The organism is Paraburkholderia sp. (assembly GCF_047605525.1).
Lineage (GTDB): Bacteria > Pseudomonadota > Gammaproteobacteria > Burkholderiales > Burkholderiaceae > Paraburkholderia.
Genome location: NZ_JASGFN010000027.1, coordinates 37,795 through 58,634, shown reverse-complemented (window position 1 = coordinate 58,634; position 20,840 = coordinate 37,795). Strand labels below are relative to the sequence as shown.

19 protein-coding genes are annotated in these 20,840 nt (G+C 63.6%); 7 read left to right on the top strand and 12 right to left on the bottom strand.

Annotated elements, in window-relative coordinates:
- Window positions 1-37 precede the first annotated feature (37 nt).
- Window positions 38-1,510 carry an NAD-dependent succinate-semialdehyde dehydrogenase gene (locus QM685_RS30350; RefSeq protein ID WP_415122414.1) on the top strand — a complete coding sequence of 491 codons (1,473 nt, stop codon included), beginning with the start codon at window positions 38-40 and terminating at the stop codon, window positions 1,508-1,510.
- Window positions 1,511-1,593: 83 nt separating this feature from the next.
- Here QM685_RS30350 and QM685_RS30345 read toward each other — a convergent pair whose 3' ends face one another.
- The 3 genes from QM685_RS30345 to QM685_RS30335 form a co-directional block, all read right to left on the bottom strand.
- Window positions 1,594-2,085: an Lrp/AsnC family transcriptional regulator gene (locus QM685_RS30345; protein ID WP_415122412.1), complete on the bottom strand. Its 492-nt coding sequence runs from the start codon at window positions 2,083-2,085 to the stop codon at window positions 1,594-1,596.
- A gap of 49 nt (window positions 2,086-2,134) precedes the next feature.
- Entirely contained in the window at window positions 2,135-2,857 is a 723-nt protein-coding gene (locus QM685_RS30340; RefSeq protein WP_415122499.1) for a haloacid dehalogenase type II, read from the bottom strand.
- Window positions 2,858-2,969: 112 nt separating this feature from the next.
- Entirely contained in the window at window positions 2,970-3,695 is a 726-nt protein-coding gene (locus QM685_RS30335; protein WP_415122410.1) for a haloacid dehalogenase type II, read from the bottom strand.
- A gap of 295 nt (window positions 3,696-3,990) precedes the next feature.
- Between QM685_RS30335 and QM685_RS30330 the strand changes: the two genes are divergently transcribed.
- From QM685_RS30330 to QM685_RS30315, 4 genes are all read left to right on the top strand, one after another.
- Window positions 3,991-4,899 carry a DMT family transporter gene (locus QM685_RS30330; protein ID WP_415122408.1) on the top strand — a complete coding sequence of 303 codons (909 nt, stop codon included), beginning with the start codon at window positions 3,991-3,993 and terminating at the stop codon, window positions 4,897-4,899.
- Window positions 4,900-5,063: 164 nt separating this feature from the next.
- Complete coding sequence (locus QM685_RS30325) at window positions 5,064-5,930, top strand: LysR substrate-binding domain-containing protein (RefSeq protein WP_415122406.1); 867 nt, start codon at window positions 5,064-5,066, stop codon at window positions 5,928-5,930.
- Window positions 5,931-6,081: 151 nt separating this feature from the next.
- On the top strand, window positions 6,082-7,377 hold the full coding sequence (locus QM685_RS30320; RefSeq protein ID WP_415122404.1) for an MFS transporter: 1,296 nt from the start codon (window positions 6,082-6,084) through the stop codon (window positions 7,375-7,377).
- An 8-nt stretch (window positions 7,378-7,385) separates the two neighbouring features.
- Complete coding sequence (locus QM685_RS30315) at window positions 7,386-8,645, top strand: amidohydrolase family protein (RefSeq protein ID WP_415122402.1); 1,260 nt, start codon at window positions 7,386-7,388, stop codon at window positions 8,643-8,645.
- A gap of 51 nt (window positions 8,646-8,696) precedes the next feature.
- On the opposite strand, the gene glmS is transcribed toward QM685_RS30315, so the two are convergent.
- From glmS to QM685_RS30290, 5 genes are all read right to left on the bottom strand, one after another.
- Window positions 8,697-10,514, bottom strand: a complete 1,818-nt coding sequence (gene glmS, locus QM685_RS30310; RefSeq protein ID WP_415122400.1) for a glutamine--fructose-6-phosphate transaminase (isomerizing) — start codon at window positions 10,512-10,514, stop codon at window positions 8,697-8,699.
- A 59-nt stretch (window positions 10,515-10,573) separates the two neighbouring features.
- On the bottom strand, window positions 10,574-11,935 hold the full coding sequence (glmU, locus tag QM685_RS30305; protein WP_415122398.1) for a bifunctional UDP-N-acetylglucosamine diphosphorylase/glucosamine-1-phosphate N-acetyltransferase GlmU: 1,362 nt from the start codon (window positions 11,933-11,935) through the stop codon (window positions 10,574-10,576).
- A gap of 136 nt (window positions 11,936-12,071) precedes the next feature.
- Window positions 12,072-13,118, bottom strand: coding sequence for a tRNA 2-thiocytidine(32) synthetase TtcA (ttcA, locus tag QM685_RS30300; protein WP_415122396.1), 1,047 nt, complete (start codon window positions 13,116-13,118; stop codon window positions 12,072-12,074).
- A gap of 3 nt (window positions 13,119-13,121) precedes the next feature.
- Window positions 13,122-13,517 (bottom strand): dihydroneopterin aldolase, encoded by a 396-nt coding sequence (locus QM685_RS30295; RefSeq protein ID WP_415122395.1) that lies wholly within the window; start codon window positions 13,515-13,517, stop codon window positions 13,122-13,124.
- 96 nt (window positions 13,518-13,613) lie between these two features.
- Window positions 13,614-14,453: an SDR family oxidoreductase gene (locus QM685_RS30290; protein WP_415122393.1), complete on the bottom strand. Its 840-nt coding sequence runs from the start codon at window positions 14,451-14,453 to the stop codon at window positions 13,614-13,616.
- Window positions 14,454-14,466: 13 nt separating this feature from the next.
- Between QM685_RS30290 and QM685_RS30285 the strand changes: the two genes are divergently transcribed.
- Window positions 14,467-15,669: a class I SAM-dependent methyltransferase gene (locus QM685_RS30285; protein WP_415122391.1), complete on the top strand. Its 1,203-nt coding sequence runs from the start codon at window positions 14,467-14,469 to the stop codon at window positions 15,667-15,669.
- 31 nt (window positions 15,670-15,700) lie between these two features.
- On the top strand, window positions 15,701-15,895 hold the full coding sequence (locus QM685_RS30280) for a DUF2905 domain-containing protein (RefSeq protein ID WP_415122389.1): 195 nt from the start codon (window positions 15,701-15,703) through the stop codon (window positions 15,893-15,895).
- A gap of 16 nt (window positions 15,896-15,911) precedes the next feature.
- Here the strand turns inward: QM685_RS30280 and QM685_RS30275 are convergent, their stop codons facing one another.
- The 4 genes from QM685_RS30275 to QM685_RS30260 all read right to left on the bottom strand — a co-directional run bounded on the left by QM685_RS30275 (window position 15,912) and on the right by QM685_RS30260 (window position 20,836).
- On the bottom strand, window positions 15,912-17,144 hold the full coding sequence (locus QM685_RS30275) for a multifunctional CCA addition/repair protein (RefSeq protein ID WP_415122387.1): 1,233 nt from the start codon (window positions 17,142-17,144) through the stop codon (window positions 15,912-15,914).
- Window positions 17,141-17,794, bottom strand: a complete 654-nt coding sequence (locus QM685_RS30270) for a glutathione S-transferase family protein (protein WP_415122385.1) — start codon at window positions 17,792-17,794, stop codon at window positions 17,141-17,143. The genes QM685_RS30275 and QM685_RS30270 overlap by 4 nt, the downstream gene beginning before the upstream one ends.
- 39 nt (window positions 17,795-17,833) lie before the next feature.
- Complete coding sequence (locus tag QM685_RS30265) at window positions 17,834-18,787, bottom strand: complex I NDUFA9 subunit family protein (protein ID WP_415122383.1); 954 nt, start codon at window positions 18,785-18,787, stop codon at window positions 17,834-17,836.
- 81 nt (window positions 18,788-18,868) lie between these two features.
- Window positions 18,869-20,836: a transglycosylase SLT domain-containing protein gene (locus QM685_RS30260; RefSeq protein WP_415122381.1), complete on the bottom strand. Its 1,968-nt coding sequence runs from the start codon at window positions 20,834-20,836 to the stop codon at window positions 18,869-18,871.
- Between the last annotated feature and the right edge of the window lie 4 nt (window positions 20,837-20,840).

Genomic DNA, 20,840 nt, shown 5'->3' with positions numbered 1-20,840 from the left:
CGGGCCACGAACAACCTATCCTTCGAAGGCATCGAGTATGGAACTGAAACTGAAACGCGAAGAACTTCTGCGTCGGCAAAACCTGATTGGTGGCGAATGGACGGACGCGGCGAACAGCGCGCGCTATCCGGTGACGAACCCCGCGACGGGCGGTCTTGTCGCCGAAGTCGCGAACAGCGGCAAGGCGGACGCGCGCGCGGCGACCGACGCGGCGGCGAAAGCCGCAAAGGACTGGCGTGAACGCCTGCCCCGCGAACGCGCAGAAATTCTTCAGCGTTGGCACGCGCTGATTGTTGCGAACACGGACGACCTCGCTACGCTGATGTCGATGGAGCAAGGCAAACCGCTGGCCGAGGCTCGGGGCGAAGTCGCTTATGGCGCATCGTATGTCGCCTGGTTCGCCGACGAGGCGACTCGCATCTATGGTGACCTGATTCCCCAGCAGCAACGCGGCAAGCAGATGCGCGCCATCAAGGAGCCGGTTGGAATCGTCGCCGCCATCACGCCGTGGAATTTTCCGCTCGCGATGATTGCGCGCAAGATCGCTCCTGCGCTGGCCGCCGGGTGCACGGTCGTCGGCAAACCCGCGGAGGACACGCCGCTGACCGCGCTCGCGCTCGCGGCACTCGCCCAGGAGGCAGGCGTTCCTGCCGGCGTTCTCAACATGCTCAGCGCGTCCCGCGATCAGGGCATCGAAGCCGTTGGCGACTGGCTGGCCGACGAGCGCGTGCGCAAGATTACGTTCACGGGCTCCACGGCGGTCGGCAAGTACCTCGCACGCGAGTCGGCCGGTACGCTCAAGAAGCTCTCGCTGGAACTCGGCGGCAATGCACCGTTCATCGTCTTCGACGACGCCGACCTCGATGCGGCCGTGATCGGCCTGATGGCGGCAAAATTCCGCAATGGCGGACAGACGTGTGTTTGCCCGAACCGGATTTACGTGCAGGCGGGCGTATTCGACAGGTTCGCCGAGTTGCTCGCGGCGCGAGTCGGCGCGCTCAAGGTCGCCCCGGCAACCGACCCGCAAGCGCAGATCGGACCGATGATCAACGCCAGGGCAATCGACAAGATCGACCGCCACGTCAGTGACGCAATTTCGAAAGGCGCGACCGTGCTGACGGGTGGCAAGCGCTTGACGGAGATGGGGCCGAACTACTATGCGCCGACGGTCATCGCTCACGCGACAAACGAAATGCTCATCACCTGCGAAGAAACCTTCGGGCCCGTGGCGCCGCTGTATCGCTTCGAATCAGAGGAAGAGGCGATTCGCCTCGCCAACGACACGCCGTTCGGTCTTGCCGCGTACTTCTACACGCAGGACATGCGGCGTGCCGACCGGGTCTCACGTCAACTCGAGGCGGGTGTGATCGGTTTGAACGAGGGGGCGGTCGCGAGCGAGGCGGCGCCGTTCGGTGGTGTCAAGGAATCCGGCTATGGGCGCGAAGGGTCGAAGTACGGACTCGACGATTACCTGTCCATCAAGTACATCTGTCAGGGCGGTCTCGACTAGAACATCGCGTCGAGCCGCGAGGCCATCGGTTCACGAGGACGATGGCCTTTTTATTTTTTCCGCTCAGAATCGCACGTACTCCATTAGTCATCGTCTTCGGACAACAGCTTGTCGAGGGGCACCGTCTGTTTTACAAAGGGCGACCGGATCACGATGTAGCTGAAATATTTCTCGATTCCGATGTTGCGGTCGACCAGCTTCTCGATGACCTCCTGGTAGTGCCCGATGTTCTTGACAATGGACTTCAGCAGGTAGTCGTAACCCCCACTCACCAGGTGGCACTCCGTAATCTCTTCGAAATCCCGGAGATTCGCCTCGAAGCGTGTGAAGTCTTCGCGACGATGGTCGTGAAGCATGATTTCCGTGAAAACCGTGACCGTACTCGTGAGCTTCGACAGGTTGAGGTGTGCGCCGTAGCCGGAAATGATTCCGGCCGCCTCGAGGCGCTTCACACGTTGCAGACAGGGGCTTGCGGACAGTCCAACCATACCGGCGAGGTTGGCATTGGTCATATTGCCGTTCTTCTGGAGTTCGGCAAGGATTTTGATATCGGTCCGGTCAAGCTTTTGTCGCATATCGTGCGTGTTCGAACTGGCTGGTTTGTCAATCGAAGGGACTGTACTATCAGCGGGCCAGGTCCTCGTGATGCGCCTTGACCAGTTGCGCCATGCTCGTGAACCTGTAGTCGACGGAAGGCTCGACCGAATACTTCATGTTGGCGCCGGGCCCACGCTGCTCATAGCGGCGTTGAATCCAGCACGAGCGAAGCTGCATTGCGCCCGCGGGTTCATGGTCGTGATAGACGCTGTCCGCGACATGAAGTGTATCGTCCTTCGCAATGCCCATCGACGCCAGGGTCGAGAACAGGTAGTCGAAGTTGTTCCGCGATGGCTTATACGACCCGACATCCTCGGCCGTTACGATTGCATCGAAGTCCACAGCCAGCTTCTCGTTGGTCACCCGGAAGCTACGATTGTCCACATTGGAAACAATCACGAGCTTGAAATACTTCTTCAAATACTGAAGCGTGCTGGCTGAGTCCGGGAATGCCGGCCAGTCACCGACCGACGAACCATAGGCGACGGCTTCGTCCCAGGTGTAACTCGCGTTCCACTCTTCGGCCAACCGCTTGAACACTACCTGCAGCAGCCGGTCATAACGCATGGCCGGTGTGATCTTCTGCTGATATGACTCATGGCGCGCGTGCGCTTCGAGAATTTCGTCCCGCGCCAGCTGTTTTGCGGCGCGTGACGCCAGCTCCGACAGACCCGATGCGATGCCTGACTCCCAGTCGATGAGCGTCCCGTAGCAGTCAAATGTGAGTGCCTTGAAATCCGTCAAAGCCACAACGCCCCCTATGTTTCCGTCGCCTGAAGTCGAATTCGACATTCAGCAGTGGTCTCGTCCGCACCGGCGCGGACAACGGTCGCGCGGCCGCCGCTGACGAGACGACATTGTCTTACTTCTTCGCCAGTGCTTCCTGGTGCGCCTTCGCAAGGTCACCCATGCTGTTGAAGCGGAAGTCGATGTTCGGCTGCGAGCCCGGATTCATCGTGGCGCCGAAGCCCTGCTGCGCGTGGCGGCGATAAATCCAGCACGACGCCAGTCCGAACGCGTTCGCAGGCTTGTGGTCGTGAAAGAGACTCTCCGCCGTATGCAGAATCTTTTCCTTCCTGATGCCACGATCGGCGAGTTTCTCGAGCATGTACTCGAAGTTTCGAGGCGACGGCTTGTACGAACCCACGTCTTCCGCCGTGATGATGGCATCGAACTCAACCTTCAGTTTGGCGTTGCTGTACGTGAAGCTTTCGTTATCGACGTTCGACAAAATCACCAGCTTGTAGTGCTTCTTCAGATACTGCAACGCTTCGGCGCTGTCTTCGAACGCCGGCCAGTTCTGTACCGAGCGACCGTATGCCACGCACTCTTCATGCGTGAACGGCAGACCCCATTCTTCGGCGAGGCGCTTGTACACGATGGGCAGCAATTCCTGATAGCGCTTGGCCGGCGTGTATTTCTGCTGCGACGACTCGTGACGAGCGTGGGCTTCCAGAACCTGGTCACGCGTAAGCGGCGTCCTGGCACGTTCGAGCAAGGATTTCAGGCCCTGGAAGATGCCGCTCTCCCAATCGATCAAGGTGCCGTAGCAGTCGAAGGTCAGCGTGTCGAAGTCGGTCAGTTCCACGGTTACTCCTGTCAGATATGCATGATGGAAGACCACAGTCTATTGAGCCCGTACGGCAACCAGAACTTTTATCGATCGACCACGCAGCAGTTTTCACTGACTCCCGGCGCCTCTTCAGCAGCTTCTGCTGCTGGTGCTCAACCACGCGTCAAATTAGGTACTTACCCTGGACCTCAGTCTTCCCCGCGACACGAGAGCCCTACGAGACATACGAAATCTTGCGCCTCCTTCTCTACGAGGACAACGAAGACAGCGCTGCCCGACTCCTGCAGATTCACGCAATCTGGAGGACAAAATGGCCGTACTTGGGGTCGCGATTACCGTCTTGATGTGGAGCACGCTTGCCACCAGCGTCGACCTCCTGCACGGAGTACCGACGCTGTTCGTCAACGGCGTCGCGCTGACGATCGGTGGACTCATCGGCGTGCCGTGGGCAAAGCACTGGAAACTATCGCTTGGACTTCTGGCGGCAGGTAGCGGCCTGATGTTCGTCTATCACGTTATCTATTTCTACGCGTTGCAGCTTGGCGACCCGATTGGGGTAAGCCTCCTCCACTATCTATGGCCGGTACTGATTCTCTGCCTCGCTAGTCGTCTGTCTTCCGAACAGGCGAGACCTCGCGCCCCATACTTCAGTGCGGCTCTCGGATTCGGCGGGGCCATTGCGGCATGCTGGTCCGTCCAGGGCGCCAGCAATGAACCGACTATGCTCGGCCATCATCTGCTGAACCAGGTTGCCGCGTATGCGCTCGCTCTTCTTTCAGCGTTTGCATGGGCCGGATATTCGGTGCTCGGCAAGCGTTACAGCGCGGTATCGAGCCACGCGGTCGGAGCGTTCACGCTGCTCGCGGGACTAGGGTGTCTTGTTCTTCACTTTTCGATGGAGCAAACACCAACGATAACGACCCGTGACTGGCTGGTGCTCGTCTACATGGGTCTCGGCCCGATGGGGTTGGCGTTTTACCTCTGGGACTTCGGCATGAAGCGGGCGAATACGAGCGTTACGACAGCGTTGAGTTATGCGACGCCAGTGCTCTCCACTGTATTCCTCGCTCTGTACGCTGCACGTCCTCTCACTATGACTCTCTGGGTGGGTGTTTTGCTGGTCACGGCCTCGATTGCCCTCGCCCGGCCGCGCCCCGGTGGCCAAACCACTCAGGCTGATCTTCTTGATGAGCTTACAGGGACTGTCGACCGCTCCTAGAACGCCTGCATTGAGAAAGGCGCACCGACGACCGTATATGTCATCAGGAACGGCCTTCCGGTACTCTACGGCCAGTGACCTCAATCAGGCTATGCTGAGGCGTTTCCACTCATGACATCAGCCTCGCGCACATGGCTCTCTCACCTCTGCCTCCGCTCGCGTGTTTGCAAGCCTTCGAAGCCAGCGCCCGCTATCTGAGTTTCACTCGGGCGGGCCAGGAGCTTCATCTTTCCACGAGCGCGGTCAGCCGACAGATTTCACAGCTCGAGACATTCCTGGGGCGTCGACTGTTCGTGCGTGAGCACAACGCTCTCAGATTGACGCCGGCGGGAGAAACCTACGCCGTCGACGTTCGCCGGATGTTGGAACTGTGCACGAGCGTAACGTCGAGCCTGATGGCCCGAGTTGTCAAATCACGGCTCACCGTGTCCTGCACGGCCGGCGTCTCCACGCTATGGCTGGCGCCCCGGATTGGGTCATTCATCGATGCCAACCCGGACGTGGACCTTCGAATCATCGTTCGCGACCATTTTGGTGTTGTCTCGCCAGCCGAATACGACGTCGGCGTCTTTTATCTGCGTAACGCCGAGGTGCCGGGGACCCATACTCATAAGCTCTTCGACGAAGAAGTGTTTCCGGTTTGCTCTCCAGCCTATGCAAACGGACGCCAATTGACGCCTGATGAATTGCTCTCGAGCACGCTGCTCGTGCTCGAGGATGCCGAGCGAAGCTGGATGTCGTGGCACAGTTGGTTCGAGCGCGTCGGTCTCGAGCGTCCGACTCTCAACCAGACCATCATCGTGAACAGTTATCCCCTCATCGTGCAGCTCGCGACCCACGGCAAGGGGGTCGCGCTCGGATGGAACGGCGTGATTGACCCGCTCCTCGAACACGGCTCACTTGTCCGGGCGTCCGACGCTCACGCAACGATGGGCGGTGCGTACCACATTACGTGGCCATCGGAACGCGCCGAAACCTCCGCCGCGCGCCGCTTCCGCAAGTGGGCGACAGCTCAGGCGAAAGGCGTGTGACAGCCTGAGCCTGAGATCCCCGGTTGCGGTTGCATTTCTTGCAACCGCGTTTGCGAAATTAACGTTATGTCGCCGGCACGCCAAAAATTACATTGGTTACGTGACGACGACATAACGTTCACCTCGCTCAACGTAAACCGGGGAGATCTCAATGGCCGCAGGTGCATCAAACAGTTATCTGGTGGGCAACCCGCCCGCGCATACGGTGACTCGGCGAAAAGCGATTTTCGCCACGGTCATCGGAAGCGGTCTGGAGTGGTTCGACTTCTCCGGATACGCCTTCTTCGCCGCAATCATCGGCAAGCTCTTCTTTCCCGCAGGTAACGAAACGACCTCGCTACTCCTGGCACTGGCGACATTCGGCGTGGGTTTTGTCATGCGTCCGCTTGGTGGCATCGCATTCGGTATCTATGCCGACAAGGTCGGACGAAAGCGCGCGCTTTCTCTTGCGATGCTCGTGATGGCACTCGGCTCGGCCATCATCGCGCTTGCTCCCACGTACCAGTCGATCGGCATTGCAGCCCCCTGTCTTATCGTCGTTGCGCGGATGCTGCAAGGGTTGTCGGCGGGCGGCGAGATGGGCGGCGCGACCGCCTTCCTGACCGAACACGCTCCGGTGAACCGCCGCGCATTCTATTCGAGCTGGATTCAGACAAGCGTCGGCTTTGCCGTCGTTATCGGCAGCATCACCGGCGCAGTTATCACTTCGAGCATGTCACCCGAATCGCTGACCTCCTGGGGCTGGCGTATTCCGTTCATCATCGGCATGCTCGTGGCGCCGGTCGGCTATTACATCCGACTGAAAATCGAGGAAACGCCGGAGTTCGCCTCCGAGAAGCGTCACGCCAGCACGCCGCTGCGAGACGTCATCCGTGAATACCCGCGTAGCGTGCTTTCGAGCCTCCTGATGGTCGTGCTATGGACGGTCTGCACGTACGTGATTCTCTTTTACATCCCAACGTACGTTGTGAAATACCTGCACATGCCCCAGCGTGAGGGATTCATCTCGGGCATCGTCAGTGGTGCAGTACTCATGGTGATGGCGCCGCTCTTCGGCGCCTTGTCCGACCGGGTCGGCAAGCAACGCGTCCTGAGTATCGCGGCCGTCGTCATTCTGTTCGCCAGCTACCCGTTGTTCTCGCACCTCATCAAGTCGCCTACGTTCGGTACGTTGCTGACGTTTCAGGTCGTTTTTGGGGTTCTCATTGCGGCCTATACCGGTCCCATCCTCGCGCTGTTCACCGAGATGTTTCCGAGCCGTGTTCGGACAACGGGACTGTCCCTCGCCTATAACGGCGCCGTGACCATCTTTGGCGGATTTGCATCGTTCATCATCACCTGGCTCACCGCGGCAACGGGAGACGCCGAATCCGCTTCGTACTACATCATCTTCGCCGCTGTCGTGAGTCTGCTTGGCACGTGGTTGATGAAGCCCTACCAGTCTTGAGGATTCCCATGAGCAAGCTCGTACTCGGCGGGGTCGCGGTTTTCGACCCGGTGACCAGCACACGCCGGACCAGCGTCAACGTCTGTATTGCCGACGGGAAAATAGTCGCGATCGGCGAGGTCCCGCCGTCATTCAGCGACGCGCGCACGCTGTCTCTGCCGGGACGCACCGTCCTTCCCGGCTTCTACGATCTGCATGTTCACGTGGTGGCAGGACACTCCAATCTTGGACGGAGTGCCGCGATGCCCAATTTCCTCGCCGCGCTCAAGACCTTGCCGGTGCTGCGGGGTATGCTGAATCGCGGGTTCACGACCGTACGGGACGCGGGTGGCGCGGACTTCGGGATGTGTGAGGCAGTCAACACCGGCGTGCTCTGGGGGCCGCGCATTCTGTCGTCAGGCAAGGCGCTGTCGCAAACGGGCGGACACGGCGATTTCCGTCAGCGTAACGACAAGCTGGACGATGCATGTGGCTGCCTCGGGCGGTTGGGGTCCATCTCCCGGGTAGTCGATGGCGTCGAGGCGATGCGGCTTGCCGTACGCGAGGAGCTGCTCAAAGGTGCGTCACAGATCAAGGTGATGGCATCCGGCGGTGTTGCTTCCCCGAATGACCCGATTACCAACACGCAATACTCGGAGGACGAGATTCGGGCAGCGGTCCAGGAAGCCGAGGCTGCCGGCACGTATGTCATGGCTCACGCGTACACCGCGCGCGCGGTCCGGCGAGCCGTTGAGTGTGGCGTCAAATGTATCGAGCACGGCAATCTTATCGACGAAGATACCGCTCGACTTCTCGTTGAGCGCGACGTTGCGGTTGTCCCTACTCTGTCGACGCTCGACCGGCTCTCGGAGAAAGGGCCTGCCCTGGGATTCCCCGCCGAATCGCTTGCAAAAATCGATGGGGCCCGCTCTGTCGGTCGCAAGGCGCTGGCTTTGATGGCGCGCGTGGGCGTGAAGGTCGGGTTTGGCTCGGACATGCTGGGAGAGCTACATGCCTGCCAATCCGACGAGTTTGCAGTTCGAGCCGAAGTGCTGGGCAACGTCGAGGCAATCCGCTCGGCGACCTGTATCGCCGCGGAAATCACCCGGGAGCCGGGGCTGCGGGGCACTATTGCGGTCGGTGCCGTAGCCGACCTGGTCGTGGTCAATGGAGACCCGGTAGAGGACATTTCCCTGCTGCTGGGTCAGGGCGAGCACATCCCTGTCGTTATCAAGGGCGGCGTCGTTATGAAAGAGGAAGGCCGGCTTCTCGAACCCGTCGCCGGCTGACAAGTGCAGGCGGCAGTACTACTTGCATCTCCCGACCATCAAAACGCTCGCTCACTCCACCGTCACCGACTTCGCCAGATTCCGCGGCTTATCCACATCCGTCCCGCGCGCACACGCGGTGTGATACGCCAGCAACTGCAACGGCACCACGTGCAGAATCGGCGACAGCACCCCATAGTGCTCCGGCATCCGGATCACATGCAGCCCTTCGTCGTTGACGATCTTCGTATCCGCATCCGCGAACACATAAAGCTCGCCGCCGCGCGCGCGCACTTCCTGGATATTCGATTTCAGCTTCTCGAGCAGCGCATCGTTCGGCGCCACCGTCACCACCGGCATCGCCTCCGTCACGAGCGCCAACGGGCCGTGCTTCAGCTCTCCGGCCGGATACGCTTCCGCATGGATATACGAAATCTCCTTGAGCTTCAGCGCGCCTTCGAGCGCAATCGGATAGTGCATGCCGCGTCCGAGGAACAGCGCATGTTCCTTGCGCGAAAACTCCTCCGACCACGCGATGATCTGCGGCTCCAGCGCGAGCACGCTATTCAACGCGGCCGGCAGATGGCGCAACTGCTTCAGATAGCCCGCTTCCTGCTCGTCGCTCAGGCGTCCGCGCAGCTTCCCGAGCGTCGCCGCCAGCGTGAACAGCGCGACTAGCTGCGTCGTGAATGCCTTCGTCGACGCCACGCCGATCTCGCGGCCCGCGTGCGTGAGGAACGCCAATTCGGTCTGCCGCACCATCGCGCTCGTCGCGACGTTGCAGATCGCCAGCGTGTGCTGGTGGTCGAGGTTCTGCGCATGCTTGAGCGCCGCGAGCGTATCCGCTGTTTCGCCCGACTGCGAGATCACCACCACGAGCGACTTCGGATTCGGCACCGATTCGCGGTAGCGATACTCGCTCGCAATTTCCACCTGGGTCGGGATCTTCGCGAGCGATTCGAGCCAGTACTTCGCGGTCAGCCCCGAGTAGTAACTCGTGCCGCACGCGAGAATCAGCAGGCTGTCGATGTCCGCGAACACCTTTTCCGCGCCGTCGCCGAAGATCGAAGGATCGAATGTATCGGTTTGCGGAATCGTGTCGGTGATCGCGCGCGGCTGCTCGAAAATTTCCTTCTGCATGAAGTGGCGATACGGGCCGAGTTCGACCGCGCCGCCATATGCCGCCACCTGACGCACTTCGCGTTGCGCGTCGTTGCCGTCGCGATCGGCGATGCGCACGCTGTCGAGCGACAGTTCGCAGACGTCGCCTTCCTCGAGGAAGATGAAGCGCTCGGTGCTGCCCGCGAGCGCGAGCGCATCCGACGCGAGGAAGTTCTCGCCATCACCGAGCCCGACCACGAGCGGCGAACCCTGGCGCGCGCCGACCACCGTGTGCGGCTGGTCCTTATGCAGCACCGCGATCGCATACGCGCCATGCAATTGCGCGACCGCCGCGCGCACCGCCGCGAACAGATCGCCGCGATACAGGCTGTGAATCAGATGCGCGATAACCTCCGTGTCGGTCTGCGAGACGAACTTGTAGCCCTTACCCCGCAGCATTTCGCGCAGCACTTCGTAATTCTCGATGATGCCGTTGTGTACCAACGCGAGCGCATCCTGCGAGAAGATCGGATGCGCGTTGTCGGTGACCGGCGCGCCGTGCGTCGCCCAGCGCGTATGCGCGATGCCCGTCACGCCTTCGAGGTCGCCGTCGCGCACCTGGACTTCGAGGTCGGCGACGCGCGTGACGCTGCGCGCGCGGCTCGGGCCGTTCGCGCCGAGCACGGCGACGCCGCACGAATCGTAGCCGCGATATTCGAGGCGACGCAGTCCTTCGATCAGGACCGGGACGATGTTACGTTGCGCAACCGCGCCGACAATACCGCACATGGTTTATTCCTTTTCAGTGCCGGATTCAGGGTGCGCGCGTCGTGCGCGCATCGTATCGATCAGCTCTTCTTCCTGACCGGACGCACGTAGCCGGTTCTGCTCGTCTGGGTCTTGTCGTTCAGCACCAGCGCGTCCGGCTCGACGTCCTTCCAGACGGTGGTGCCCGCCGCGATGGTCGCGCCGCGCCGCACACGCACGGGCGCGACCAGTTGCGTGTCGGAGCCGACGAACACGTCGTCCTCGATTACCGTGCGGAATTTGTTCGCGCCGTCGTAATTGCAGGTGATGGTGCCGGCGCCGATATTCACGCGCGCGCCGATATCGGCGTCACCGATATACGTGAGGTGATTCGCCTTCGAGCCGCGGCCGAGCACCGCGTTTTTCACTTCGACGAAGTTGCCGACATGCGATTCATCGTGCAGCGAAGCGCCCGGGCGCAGCCGCGCATAGGGCCCCAGCACGACGTTCGCGCCGACCTCGGCGCCTTCGATATGCGTGAATGCGTCGACGCGCGTACCCGCGCCGATGCTCGCGTTGCGGATCACGCAGTTCGGCCCGATGCTCACGTTGTCGGCGAGCGTCACGCGGCCTTCGAACACGCAGTTCACGTCGATCGACACGTCGCGCCCGCATTCGAGCGTGCCGCGCACGTCGACGCGCGCCGGATCGGCGAGCGTCACGCCGGCCACCAGCAGCGCATCGGCGACATTGCGCTGCTGGATCCGCTCGAGCTCGGCGAGCTGCTGCTTGCTGTTCACGCCGAGCGTTTCCCATGCGTCGTCCGGCTGCGTGGTGACGACTTCGAGCCCCGCTTCGATCGCCATCTCGACCGCGTCGGTCAGATAGAACTCGCGCTGCGCGTTGTCGTTCTTCAGCGCCGCGAGCCAGCCGGCGAGACGCGCGGTCGGCGCGACGATGATGCCGGTATTGATCTCGCCGATCCGCAACTGCTCGGGGCTCGCGTCCTTCTGTTCGACGATGCGCCGCACGTTGCCCTGCTGATCGCGCACGATGCGGCCGTAACCGGTCGGATCGTCGAGCGTGACGGTGAGCACGCCGTAGCCGTCATGGCCCGCGCGTTCGGTGAGCGCGCGCAGCGTGGCCGCGCGCGTGAGCGGCACGTCGCCGTACAGGACCAGCGTGGGTAGCGAGGGATCGAGCAGCGGCAACGCCTGCTGGACCGCGTGGCCGGTGCCGAGCTGCTGCTCCTGCACCGCGAATTGAATATCAGGTGCCGCGACGGCTTCGCGCACGGCCTCGGCACCGTGGCCGATCACGACGATGAGACGCGCGGGCTTCAGCGCGCGGGCTGTGTCGATGACATGAGCGAGGAGCGGCCGGCCGGCCAGGGGATGGAGCACCTTGGGAAGCGCGGACCGCATGCGCTTGCCGGTACCTGCCGCCAAAATCACGATGTTCATGGCGTCGGCGATAAGACGAGTTTTGAAGGGCCGATTTTACCATGCGGCACTGCACGAAAAAGGCCGCAAGTGCGGCCTTACCACGTTTCCCGCCAGCGCAAATTCGCCGCAATGCCTGCAGAACAGGCACGTTTCGTTAGAGATCGTCGAACTGGACCAGCGAAATGGTCTTCGCGCCGGTAAGCGGCGCGCCTTCGTCGGCGCCGGTCGAGCACGGTTCCTCGTCGAACGCGATATCGCCTTGCGGATCGGCCTCGCCGGTCGCGCGCAGCCCCGCGAACGGGAACAACTGGTGATCCATCAGATGCGACGGCACCACGTTCGACAACGCGTTGAACATGTTTTCGATGCGGCCCGGGAAGCGCTTCTCCCAGTCGCGGATCAGCGCCTTCATTTCCGCGCGCTTCAGATTCGGCTGGCTGCCGCACAGATTGCACGGAATGATCGGAAACTCACGCAGCTCCGCGTATTTCTCCAGATCGGCTTCCTTCACGTACGCGAGCGGGCGGATCACGATGTTCTTGCCGTCGTCCGATTGCAGCTTCGGCGGCATGCCCTTCAGCTTGCCGCCGTAGAACAGGTTCAGCAGCAGCGTTTGCAGGATGTCGTCGCGATGATGGCCGAGCGCGATCTTCGTCGCGCCGAGCTCGCCCGCCACGCGGTACAGGATGCCGCGCCGCAGCCGCGAGCACAGCGAGCAGGTGGTCTTGCCCTCCGGCACGAGCCGCTTGACGATGCTGTAGGTGTCCTGGTTCTCAATATGAAACGGGATGTCGAGCTGCTTCAGATATTCGGGCAGCACGTGCTCGGGAAAGCCCGGCTGCTTCTGGTCGAGATTCACCGCGACGATGTCGAAATCGATCGGCGCGCGCTCGCGCAGCCGCATCAGGATGTCGAGCATCGCGTAGCTGTCCTTGCCGCCCGACAGGCAGACCATCACCTTGTCGCCGTCCTCGATCATGTTGTAGTCGCCGATCGCCTGGCCGACCTGGCGCGCGAGGCGCTTGAACAGCTTGTTGTTCTCGTACGCTTCCTTCTGCTCGCGGCGCGTGAGCGCGGATTTCGCGGCGCGCGCGGTATTCGTGGCTTCGGCCTGCGCGGCTTCGGTGGCCTGCGCGGCGCGCGCGGCCGCCCCGGCACCCGCGCCGCGCATCCCTTCGTGCAGCATTTCCGGCGCACTCATCGCTCAATCCTCCTTGACGCGGAACACTTCGACACCGACCGCGTCGCAGTCCGGATACACATCCGGCTTCTCGGTCGACACGCGCGCGGCGCGCACCTGCGGATGCTCGAGCATCGTGCGCACGAGGTCGTCGCACAGCGTTTCCTGCAGATGGATATGGCCTTGCGCGACGCGCTGCGCGATCGTCGAGCGCATGAAGTCGTAGTCGACGACTTCGTTCAGCTTGTCGTGCACCGGCGTGGACATCGCGAGCGGCACGAACAGTTCGACGTTGATCACGACGCGCTGCTCGCCGCGCTTTTCGAAGTCGTGCACGCCGATATTGATGTGCACTTCGTAATTGCGCAGAAAGAGCCGGCGGCAATCGGCGAGCCGGGGATGCGAAAGAGCGGCAAACATGTTCGTTCCAGTCAAAAAAGCGTGCGGGGCACGCAAAGGGGCGCTTTACCGTGCGCGGCGGCCGCCTCGGCGAGGCAGGCAAGCCACGCGCGCGTGTCAGGCGCCCGTCAAAAACATCACGTCGCGCGGCAGCGGCACGAGATGCTGCCCGCCGTCGACCACCAGCGTCGTTCCGGTGACGCCGGCTGCATCCGCGAGATACAGCGCGGCGGCGACGATATCCTCGGGCCGCGACGCACGGCCAAGCGGTGTCATACGGTGAGCGGCCTCGAACCCGTCCTGGGTCTGGTCGCCCGATTGCATCGTCAGGCCGGGCGCGAGCCCGACCACCCGGACCTTCGGCGCGAGCGCCTGGGCGAGCGCGACCGTCGCGGTTTGCAGCGCCGCCTTCGACAGCGTGTACGACAGATAGTCCGGGTTCATGTTGTACAGCTTCTGATCCAGTACGTTGATGACGACGCCGCGCTGGCTTTCGTCGCTCGACGCGGCATCGGGCGTCGCCTCGAACAGCATGCGCGCGAGCACCAGCGGCGCGCCGACGTTCATCGCGGTCAGCTTCAGCAGCAGCTCGTAGCCGACGTCGCGCGGCGTGTCTTCCTCGAAGCGCGACGCGTTGTTGACGATGCACGACGGCCGGCCCAGCGCGGCGGTGCAGTCCGGCAGCAGCCGCGCAACCTGCGCCTCGTCGCCGAGTTCGGCATGCAGCGCGACCGCGCGGCGGCCCATGGCGGCGATTTGCGCGACCACTTCGTCGGCTTCATCGCGCGACGCGCCGTAGTGGACCGCCACGTCCCAACCGCGCGCGGCGAAGCCGAGCGCGAGCGCACGCCCGATGCGGCGCGCGCCGCCGGTAACCAGCACGGTGCGGGATGCCGCAGGCGGCACTTCAGGCGGCGCTTCGGCCGGGCGGGCAGCGGTGTCCGGGGAGACGGTCATTTACAATGCGAAGATGAATCTGAAAGCTCACCAACCCGATAGTTTACCTGCTCCCGGCCCGAGCGCGCTCGAACAGTCCGACGCGCTCGTCGCGCGGATCCGCGCGCAGCTCGACGCGGCCGGCGGCTGGCTGCCGTTCGACCGCTATATGGAGCGCGCGCTGTACGCGCCGGGACTCGGCTATTACAGCGGCGGTGCGCGCAAATTCGGCCTGCGCGGCGACGACGGCAGCGACTTCGTCACCGCGCCGGAATTGTCGCCGCTCTTTGCCGCCACGCTCGCGCGTCCGCTCGCCGAAGCGTTGCAGGCAAGCGGCACGCGCGACGTGATGGAATTCGGCGCGGGCACCGGCAAGCTCGCGGCGGGCCTCGTCAATGCGCTCGACGCGCTCGGCACCGAATTCGACAGCTATTCGATCGTCGATCTGTCCGGCGAGCTGCGCGAGCGTCAGCGCGAAACGATCGCGGCCGCCGCGCCCGCGCTAGTCGCGAAAGTGCGCTGGCTCGACGCGCTGCCGGAGCGCTTCGAGGGCGTCGTGATCGGCAACGAGGTGCTCGATGCGATGCCGGTGCGGCTCTTCGCGCGGAGCGGCGGGGTCTGGCGCGAGCGCGGCGTGGTGTGGCGCGAGTGCGCGTTCGCGTTCGAAGACCAGCCGGTCCCGGCCGACGCGGATCTCGCGCTGCTTGCCGAAATCGACACCGCCGGCGACACCACCGGCGAAGACTACGTGACCGAAACGCACGAAGCCGCGCGCGCCTTCACCCGCACCGTCTGCACGATGCTCGAGCGCGGCGCGATTTTCCTGATCGACTACGGCTTTCCGCGTCACGAGTATTACCACGGGCAGCGCGCGCAGGGCACGCTGATGTGCCACTACCGGCACCGTGCGCACGGCGATCCGTTTCTGTACCCGGGTCTGCAGGACATTACCGCGCACGTCGAATTCACCGGCATCGCGGAAGCGGGCGTCGAGACCGGCGCGGATCTGCTCGGCTTCACGTCGCAAGCGCGTTTCCTGCTGAACGCGGGCATCACCGACGCGCTCGGCGAAATCGACCCCGCCGACACCGCGCGCTTCCTGCCCGCGGCGAATGCGGTACAGAAGCTGCTGTCCGAGGCGGAGATGGGGGAGCTCTTCAAGGTGATCGCGTTTTCGCGCGGACTCGACGATACGCTGCGGGCATTTTCGAGCGGCGACCGCTCGCATACGCTATGACTGTTACTCTGCCTCGGCCTGGGAACGCGCGATGATCCGTTGGCTTTTGACCACCTTCGTTGCCGTCGCGGTGCTGTCGTCCTGCTGGCCGTGGCTCAGGAAGATCGGTATCGGACGGATGCCCGGCGACGTGACGTTGCGGCTGTTCGGGCGGGAATATCCGTTTCCGTTCATGTCGACGCTGGTGCTGTCGATGCTGTTGTCGCTGCTGGCGCGGGTGTTGTAGCGGTCGGCGGCGGGCGTTAACCGATCGCCGCCTCCACTGCGCGAACCCGCTCCTCATGCACGGCATCCCTGATGCCGGCCGGCGTATCCGCAAGCCGTTTCGCGACGGCCCCCGCATCGACGCCGCGCGCCGCAACCAGCGCAACCCTCAGCCGCTCTGCCTGCGGGTACTCGCAGGTCTCGAACCCAAGCCGCCCGCGCGCATCGGATTCGCACGCCTGCAACGCCTCGGCGAACCGTGCCGGTTTCCTGATCGCGTCGCTGCGCTCGAGCAACCGCACCAGCGCAGCCGCCCCGAACTCCATCACGCGATGAATATTGCCGTGCTCGCGCGCGACCAGCACCGCGAGGTCGCGGCACTCGTTCGGCACGCGCAGCCGCTCGCACAGCGGTTTCAGCAGATCGACGCCGCGGCCCTCGTGGCCGATGTGACGCGGCAGCACGTCCGCGGGCGTGGTCGCCTTGCCGAGATCATGGGTCAGCGCGGCAAAGCGCACCGGCAGCGTGTAGCGCTGCTGCGCCGCATGATCGAGCACCATCATCACGTGGACACCCGTATCGACCTCGGGGTGATAGTCCGCGCGCTGCGGCACGCCGAACAGTGCATCGATCTCCGGCAGAACCCGCGCGAGCGCGCCGCATTCGCGCAGCACCCCGAACATCCGCGACGGCTTCTTTTCCATCAATCCGCGCGAGACCTCCTGCCACACACGCTCCGCTACCAGCGCATCGGCTTCGCCATCGGCGACCATCTTGCGCATCAGCGTCATCGTCTCCGGCGCGACCGTGAAATCGACGAAACGCGCCGCAAAGCGCGCGATGCGCAGAATCCGCACCGGGTCTTCGAGGAACGCATCGCTGACGTGGCGAAACAGTCGCGCCCGCAGATCGGCCTGGCCATCGAACGGATCGATGACCGGCCCCGTCAGTTCGCCATCCGGGCGCAGCTCGCGCGCCATCGCGTTGATCGTCAGATCGCGGCGCGCGAGATCTTCCTCGAGCGTCACGTCCGGCGCATAGAAAAACTGGAAGCCGTGATAACCGGCCGCGGTCTTGCGCTCGGTGCGCGCGAGCGCGTATTCCTCGTGCGTCTGCGGGTGCAGGAACACCGGAAAGTCCTTGCCCACCGGCCGATAGCCCTGCGCCACCATCTGCTCGGGCGTCGCCCCGACCACCACGTAGTCGCGGTCCTGCACCGGCACGCCGAGCAATTCGTCGCGGACTGCCCCGCCTACTGCATAGATATTCATGGGCATTCGTCTTGATACGCAATCGCGTGTGTTTCCCTGCGCGCGGCTTCGATCCACGCATTGACCGCCGGCAATGCGGCAAGCCGCTCGACATAGGCGGCGGAGGTCGCCGACAACGCCGGCTTCCATGTGTTGAAGCGCATCGCAACGGGCGCGTACATCGCGTCGGCAATGCCGAACTCGCCGAACAGGAACGGGCCGCCATAGGTTGCGAGGCAGTCGCCCCAGATCGCCTCGATCCGCACGATATCGGCGAGCGCGCCCGGCGTCGCGTTCTTGCCGGGGAACGACGCGCGAATGTTCATCCACATATTCGAGCGCAGTTCACCGAAGCCCGAATGCATCTCGGCGCTGATGCTGCGCGCGTGCGCGCGCGCCGCCGCGTCGCGCGGCCACAGCGCATGCTGCGGGAAGCGCTCGGCGAGCGTTTCGGCGATCGCGAGCGAGTCCCAGATTGCCCGCCCGTCGCCGTCGATCAGGCACGGCACCTTGCCCGGCCCGCGCGGCGCCTGCGCGCGCACCAACGCGTTGGTGTCCGGCTCGTTCAGCAGGATCAGCACCTCTTCGAACGGGATGCCGAAATGCGTGAGCAACAGCCACGGGCGCATCGACCATGACGAGTAGTTCTTGTCACCAATAAGCAGCTTCATGCTTTGTATGAGAGAAAAGAGAGGGAGAAAGAAAAGGCCTCAGCGCCCGGCGCTGGCGCGGAACGTGTCGAAGCGCGAACGCGTGGACGCGCCGGTCAGATACGTGGGCGCGATCGCCTCTATGCTGGTCGGCTCCAGACCGAGTTCGGGCGCGAGCGGCCCGCTCAGCACGTTGGGCACCTTCATCGAATCGAGATTGTCGCGCGAAATCATCGGTTCACCCGGCGCCATTTCGAAGCTGAGTGCCTGCAGGCGCGCAAGCGGCTCGGGCAGACGGATGATGCGCGCATGCCGGCCGATCACGTCGCCGCAATACGCGACGAGGTCTTCGAGCGTGTAGACGGTCGGGCCGCCGAGCTCATAGGTGCGGCCGCTCGCGGCGTCGAGATCGAGCACGTTGACGATCGCTTTCGCGACGTCGCCGACATAGACCGGCTGGAACTGCGCATCCGGCATGGCGAGCGGAATCGCCGGAAACACGCGCTGCAGGAACGCGAACTTGTTGAGGAATTCGTCCGCGGGGCCGAACACGACGGATGGGCGGAAGATCGTCCACGCGATGCTAGCCGCATGCACGGCCTTCTCGCCGTCGGCCTTCGAGCGCGAGTACATGCTCGGGCCATTCGGCGCGGCACCGAGCGCGCTCAGATGAATCAGCCGATGCACGCCCTTGCCTTCGCACGCGGCGACGATGCGCGTGGGCAGTTCGACATGCGCATGCGCGAACGCCTCGCCATATGGTTTGCCGCGTTTGCCGTTCAGGATGCCGACGAGATTGATCACGCAATCGGCGTTTTCGACGAAACGCGCGAGCTGGACCGGATCGAACACGTCGGTTTCGACCACGTCGATCGGCAGCATGGTGAGATGGCGCGCGTTGTAGCGGCGCCGGGTGGCGATGCGTACGTCCTTGCCCAGCTCGACGAGCGCGTTGACGAGGTAGCTGCCGATGAAGCCGGAGCCGCCGATGATCGCAATGGCTTGATGTCGCATTCTCGACTCCCTGAGGAAGCCGCGGCAACGGCTGGCGTGGCGCGCCGTGGCTCCGGACGGGGCCACGGCGGCACGGCGCGCTTACGGTGCGATGTAACCCAGACGCGCCTTCAGCGATTGCGGACGGCCTTCGAACAATGCCGCGTAGTAGACCGTGTTGGACAACACATTCTTGACGTAGTCGCGGGTTTCCTGGAACGGAATCGCCTCGGCGAAGATCGCGCCTTCGACCGGGTGCTGCAACGACTGCCGCCAGTTGCGCGGACGGCCCGGACCTGCGTTGTAGCCAGCGGTGGCCAGCACGGCGGACCCGTCGAACTGATTGTAGATCATCGCCAGGTAGTTGGTGCCGAGCAGGATATTCGTGTTGATGTCGTTCATCTGCTCGCGCGATACCGGGCCGAGGCCGATCTTCCTCGCGACCAGTTGCGCGGTGGCCGGCATCAGTTGCATCAGGCCGCCCGCGCCGACTTCCGAGCGCGCGTTGATGATGAAGCGCGACTCCTGGCGAATCAGCCCATACGCCCATTCGATATCGAGCCCGCTCGACTGCGCGTCGCGCTCGACGATATCGCGGAACGGCGACAGGTAGCGCAACGAGAAATCATGCTCGCTCTTCGTGCGGTCCGCGGTGTTGACCGTGCGGTCGTAGAGCTGGATGCGGCGCGCGTATTCGGCGGCGGCGAGCAGTTGCCGGTCGGTCATGTTGCGCAGCGGCCAGTTCCATTCGCGATTGCCTTCGAGCCGCAGATTCAGCGCGTAGAAACGCTGCGCGAGCTCGAAACCGGGCGTGTTGGCGGCCTGCTGGACTTCGGCGTCGGTGACCGTGGTTTTCGGCGGCACGGTGATCTTCTGGCCGAGTTCTTCCGCGGCGAGCTGGCCGTAGAAGTTGAAGTTCTGCGCGATCGATTCGAATTCCTGGCTGGCCGTGGCCGTGTCGCCGGCCTGCTTCAGCGCGCGCGCATGCCAGTACACCCACGACGGCTGCTTGCGCAGCGCTTCCGGCATCTGTTCGATCGACCAGCGCACCATGTTCCAGTCGCCGGCGAGCAGCGCGCTGCGGGTGCGCCATTCATACGCGGGATTCGACAGCGGCGCGTTGGCCGACAGCCGGAACCAGTCGACCGCGCCGGGCACCTGCTTGACCGCCGCCTGATAGCCGATCGTGCCCCAGCCGATCGCGCGCTCGGGCGAATTCAGCGACGGCGCGACCGACGCGAACGTGGCGGCCGCCATCGCCGGATCGTTGCGCGCCATGCGCGTGATCGCGAGCAGCGCCAGTTGATGCGATTGCGGATCGGGGCCGACGCCGCGCGCGAGCAGCAGCGGCGGCGTATTGACCGCCTGGCCGAACAGCACCGGATCCGGCGCCTGGTCGCCGAGCGCGTCGACGAGCTTGCTGCCGGTGTTCGTGTAGTTCTGTTCGTACGCGAGGCGGATCTGCTGCCAGATGTCGTCGGTGCTGAACTGGCGGTTCACGCCGAGCACCGTGATCAGGTCGACGCAGCCGTCGCCGTACCATTTCGGCTCGGTGAGCAGCGCGCGTGCCGCGTCCGCGACGTTCTCGCCGCGCGACGCGCGCGATTCGAGCGCGTAGCACTTGACCTGGGTGTCGTCGTTGAGCACGAACTTCGCGTACTGCTGGTCGAAGTTGCGCCAGTCGTGGCGCGTGCCGAGCACGGTCAGGTAGTCGTTGCGCAGGCGATCGGCGATCGCCTGGCCGTCGTACTTCTGCAGGAACGCGAGCACCGGCGCGTCCGGCGCGTCGACGCGCGCATGGCCGGTCGAATCGAACAACTGCGGCTTGATCTGGAAATACTCCAGATACGACGGCGCCGGGTAGTCCGGGATCATGCTCGCGAGCTGGGCCGCGCGCGCCGCGTCGTTATTGCGCGCGGCTTCGCGAAGCTGGACGAAGATCTGGTCGTCGTTCGTGAGTTGCGAGAGGGGAAGAGGCTTGACGGCCGAGGCGGTGCTGCACGCGACGAGCGCTGCTGCGGCCAGCGCCATACCAACCGCGCGATATACTCGAAAGAGGCGTTTTGACATCGTT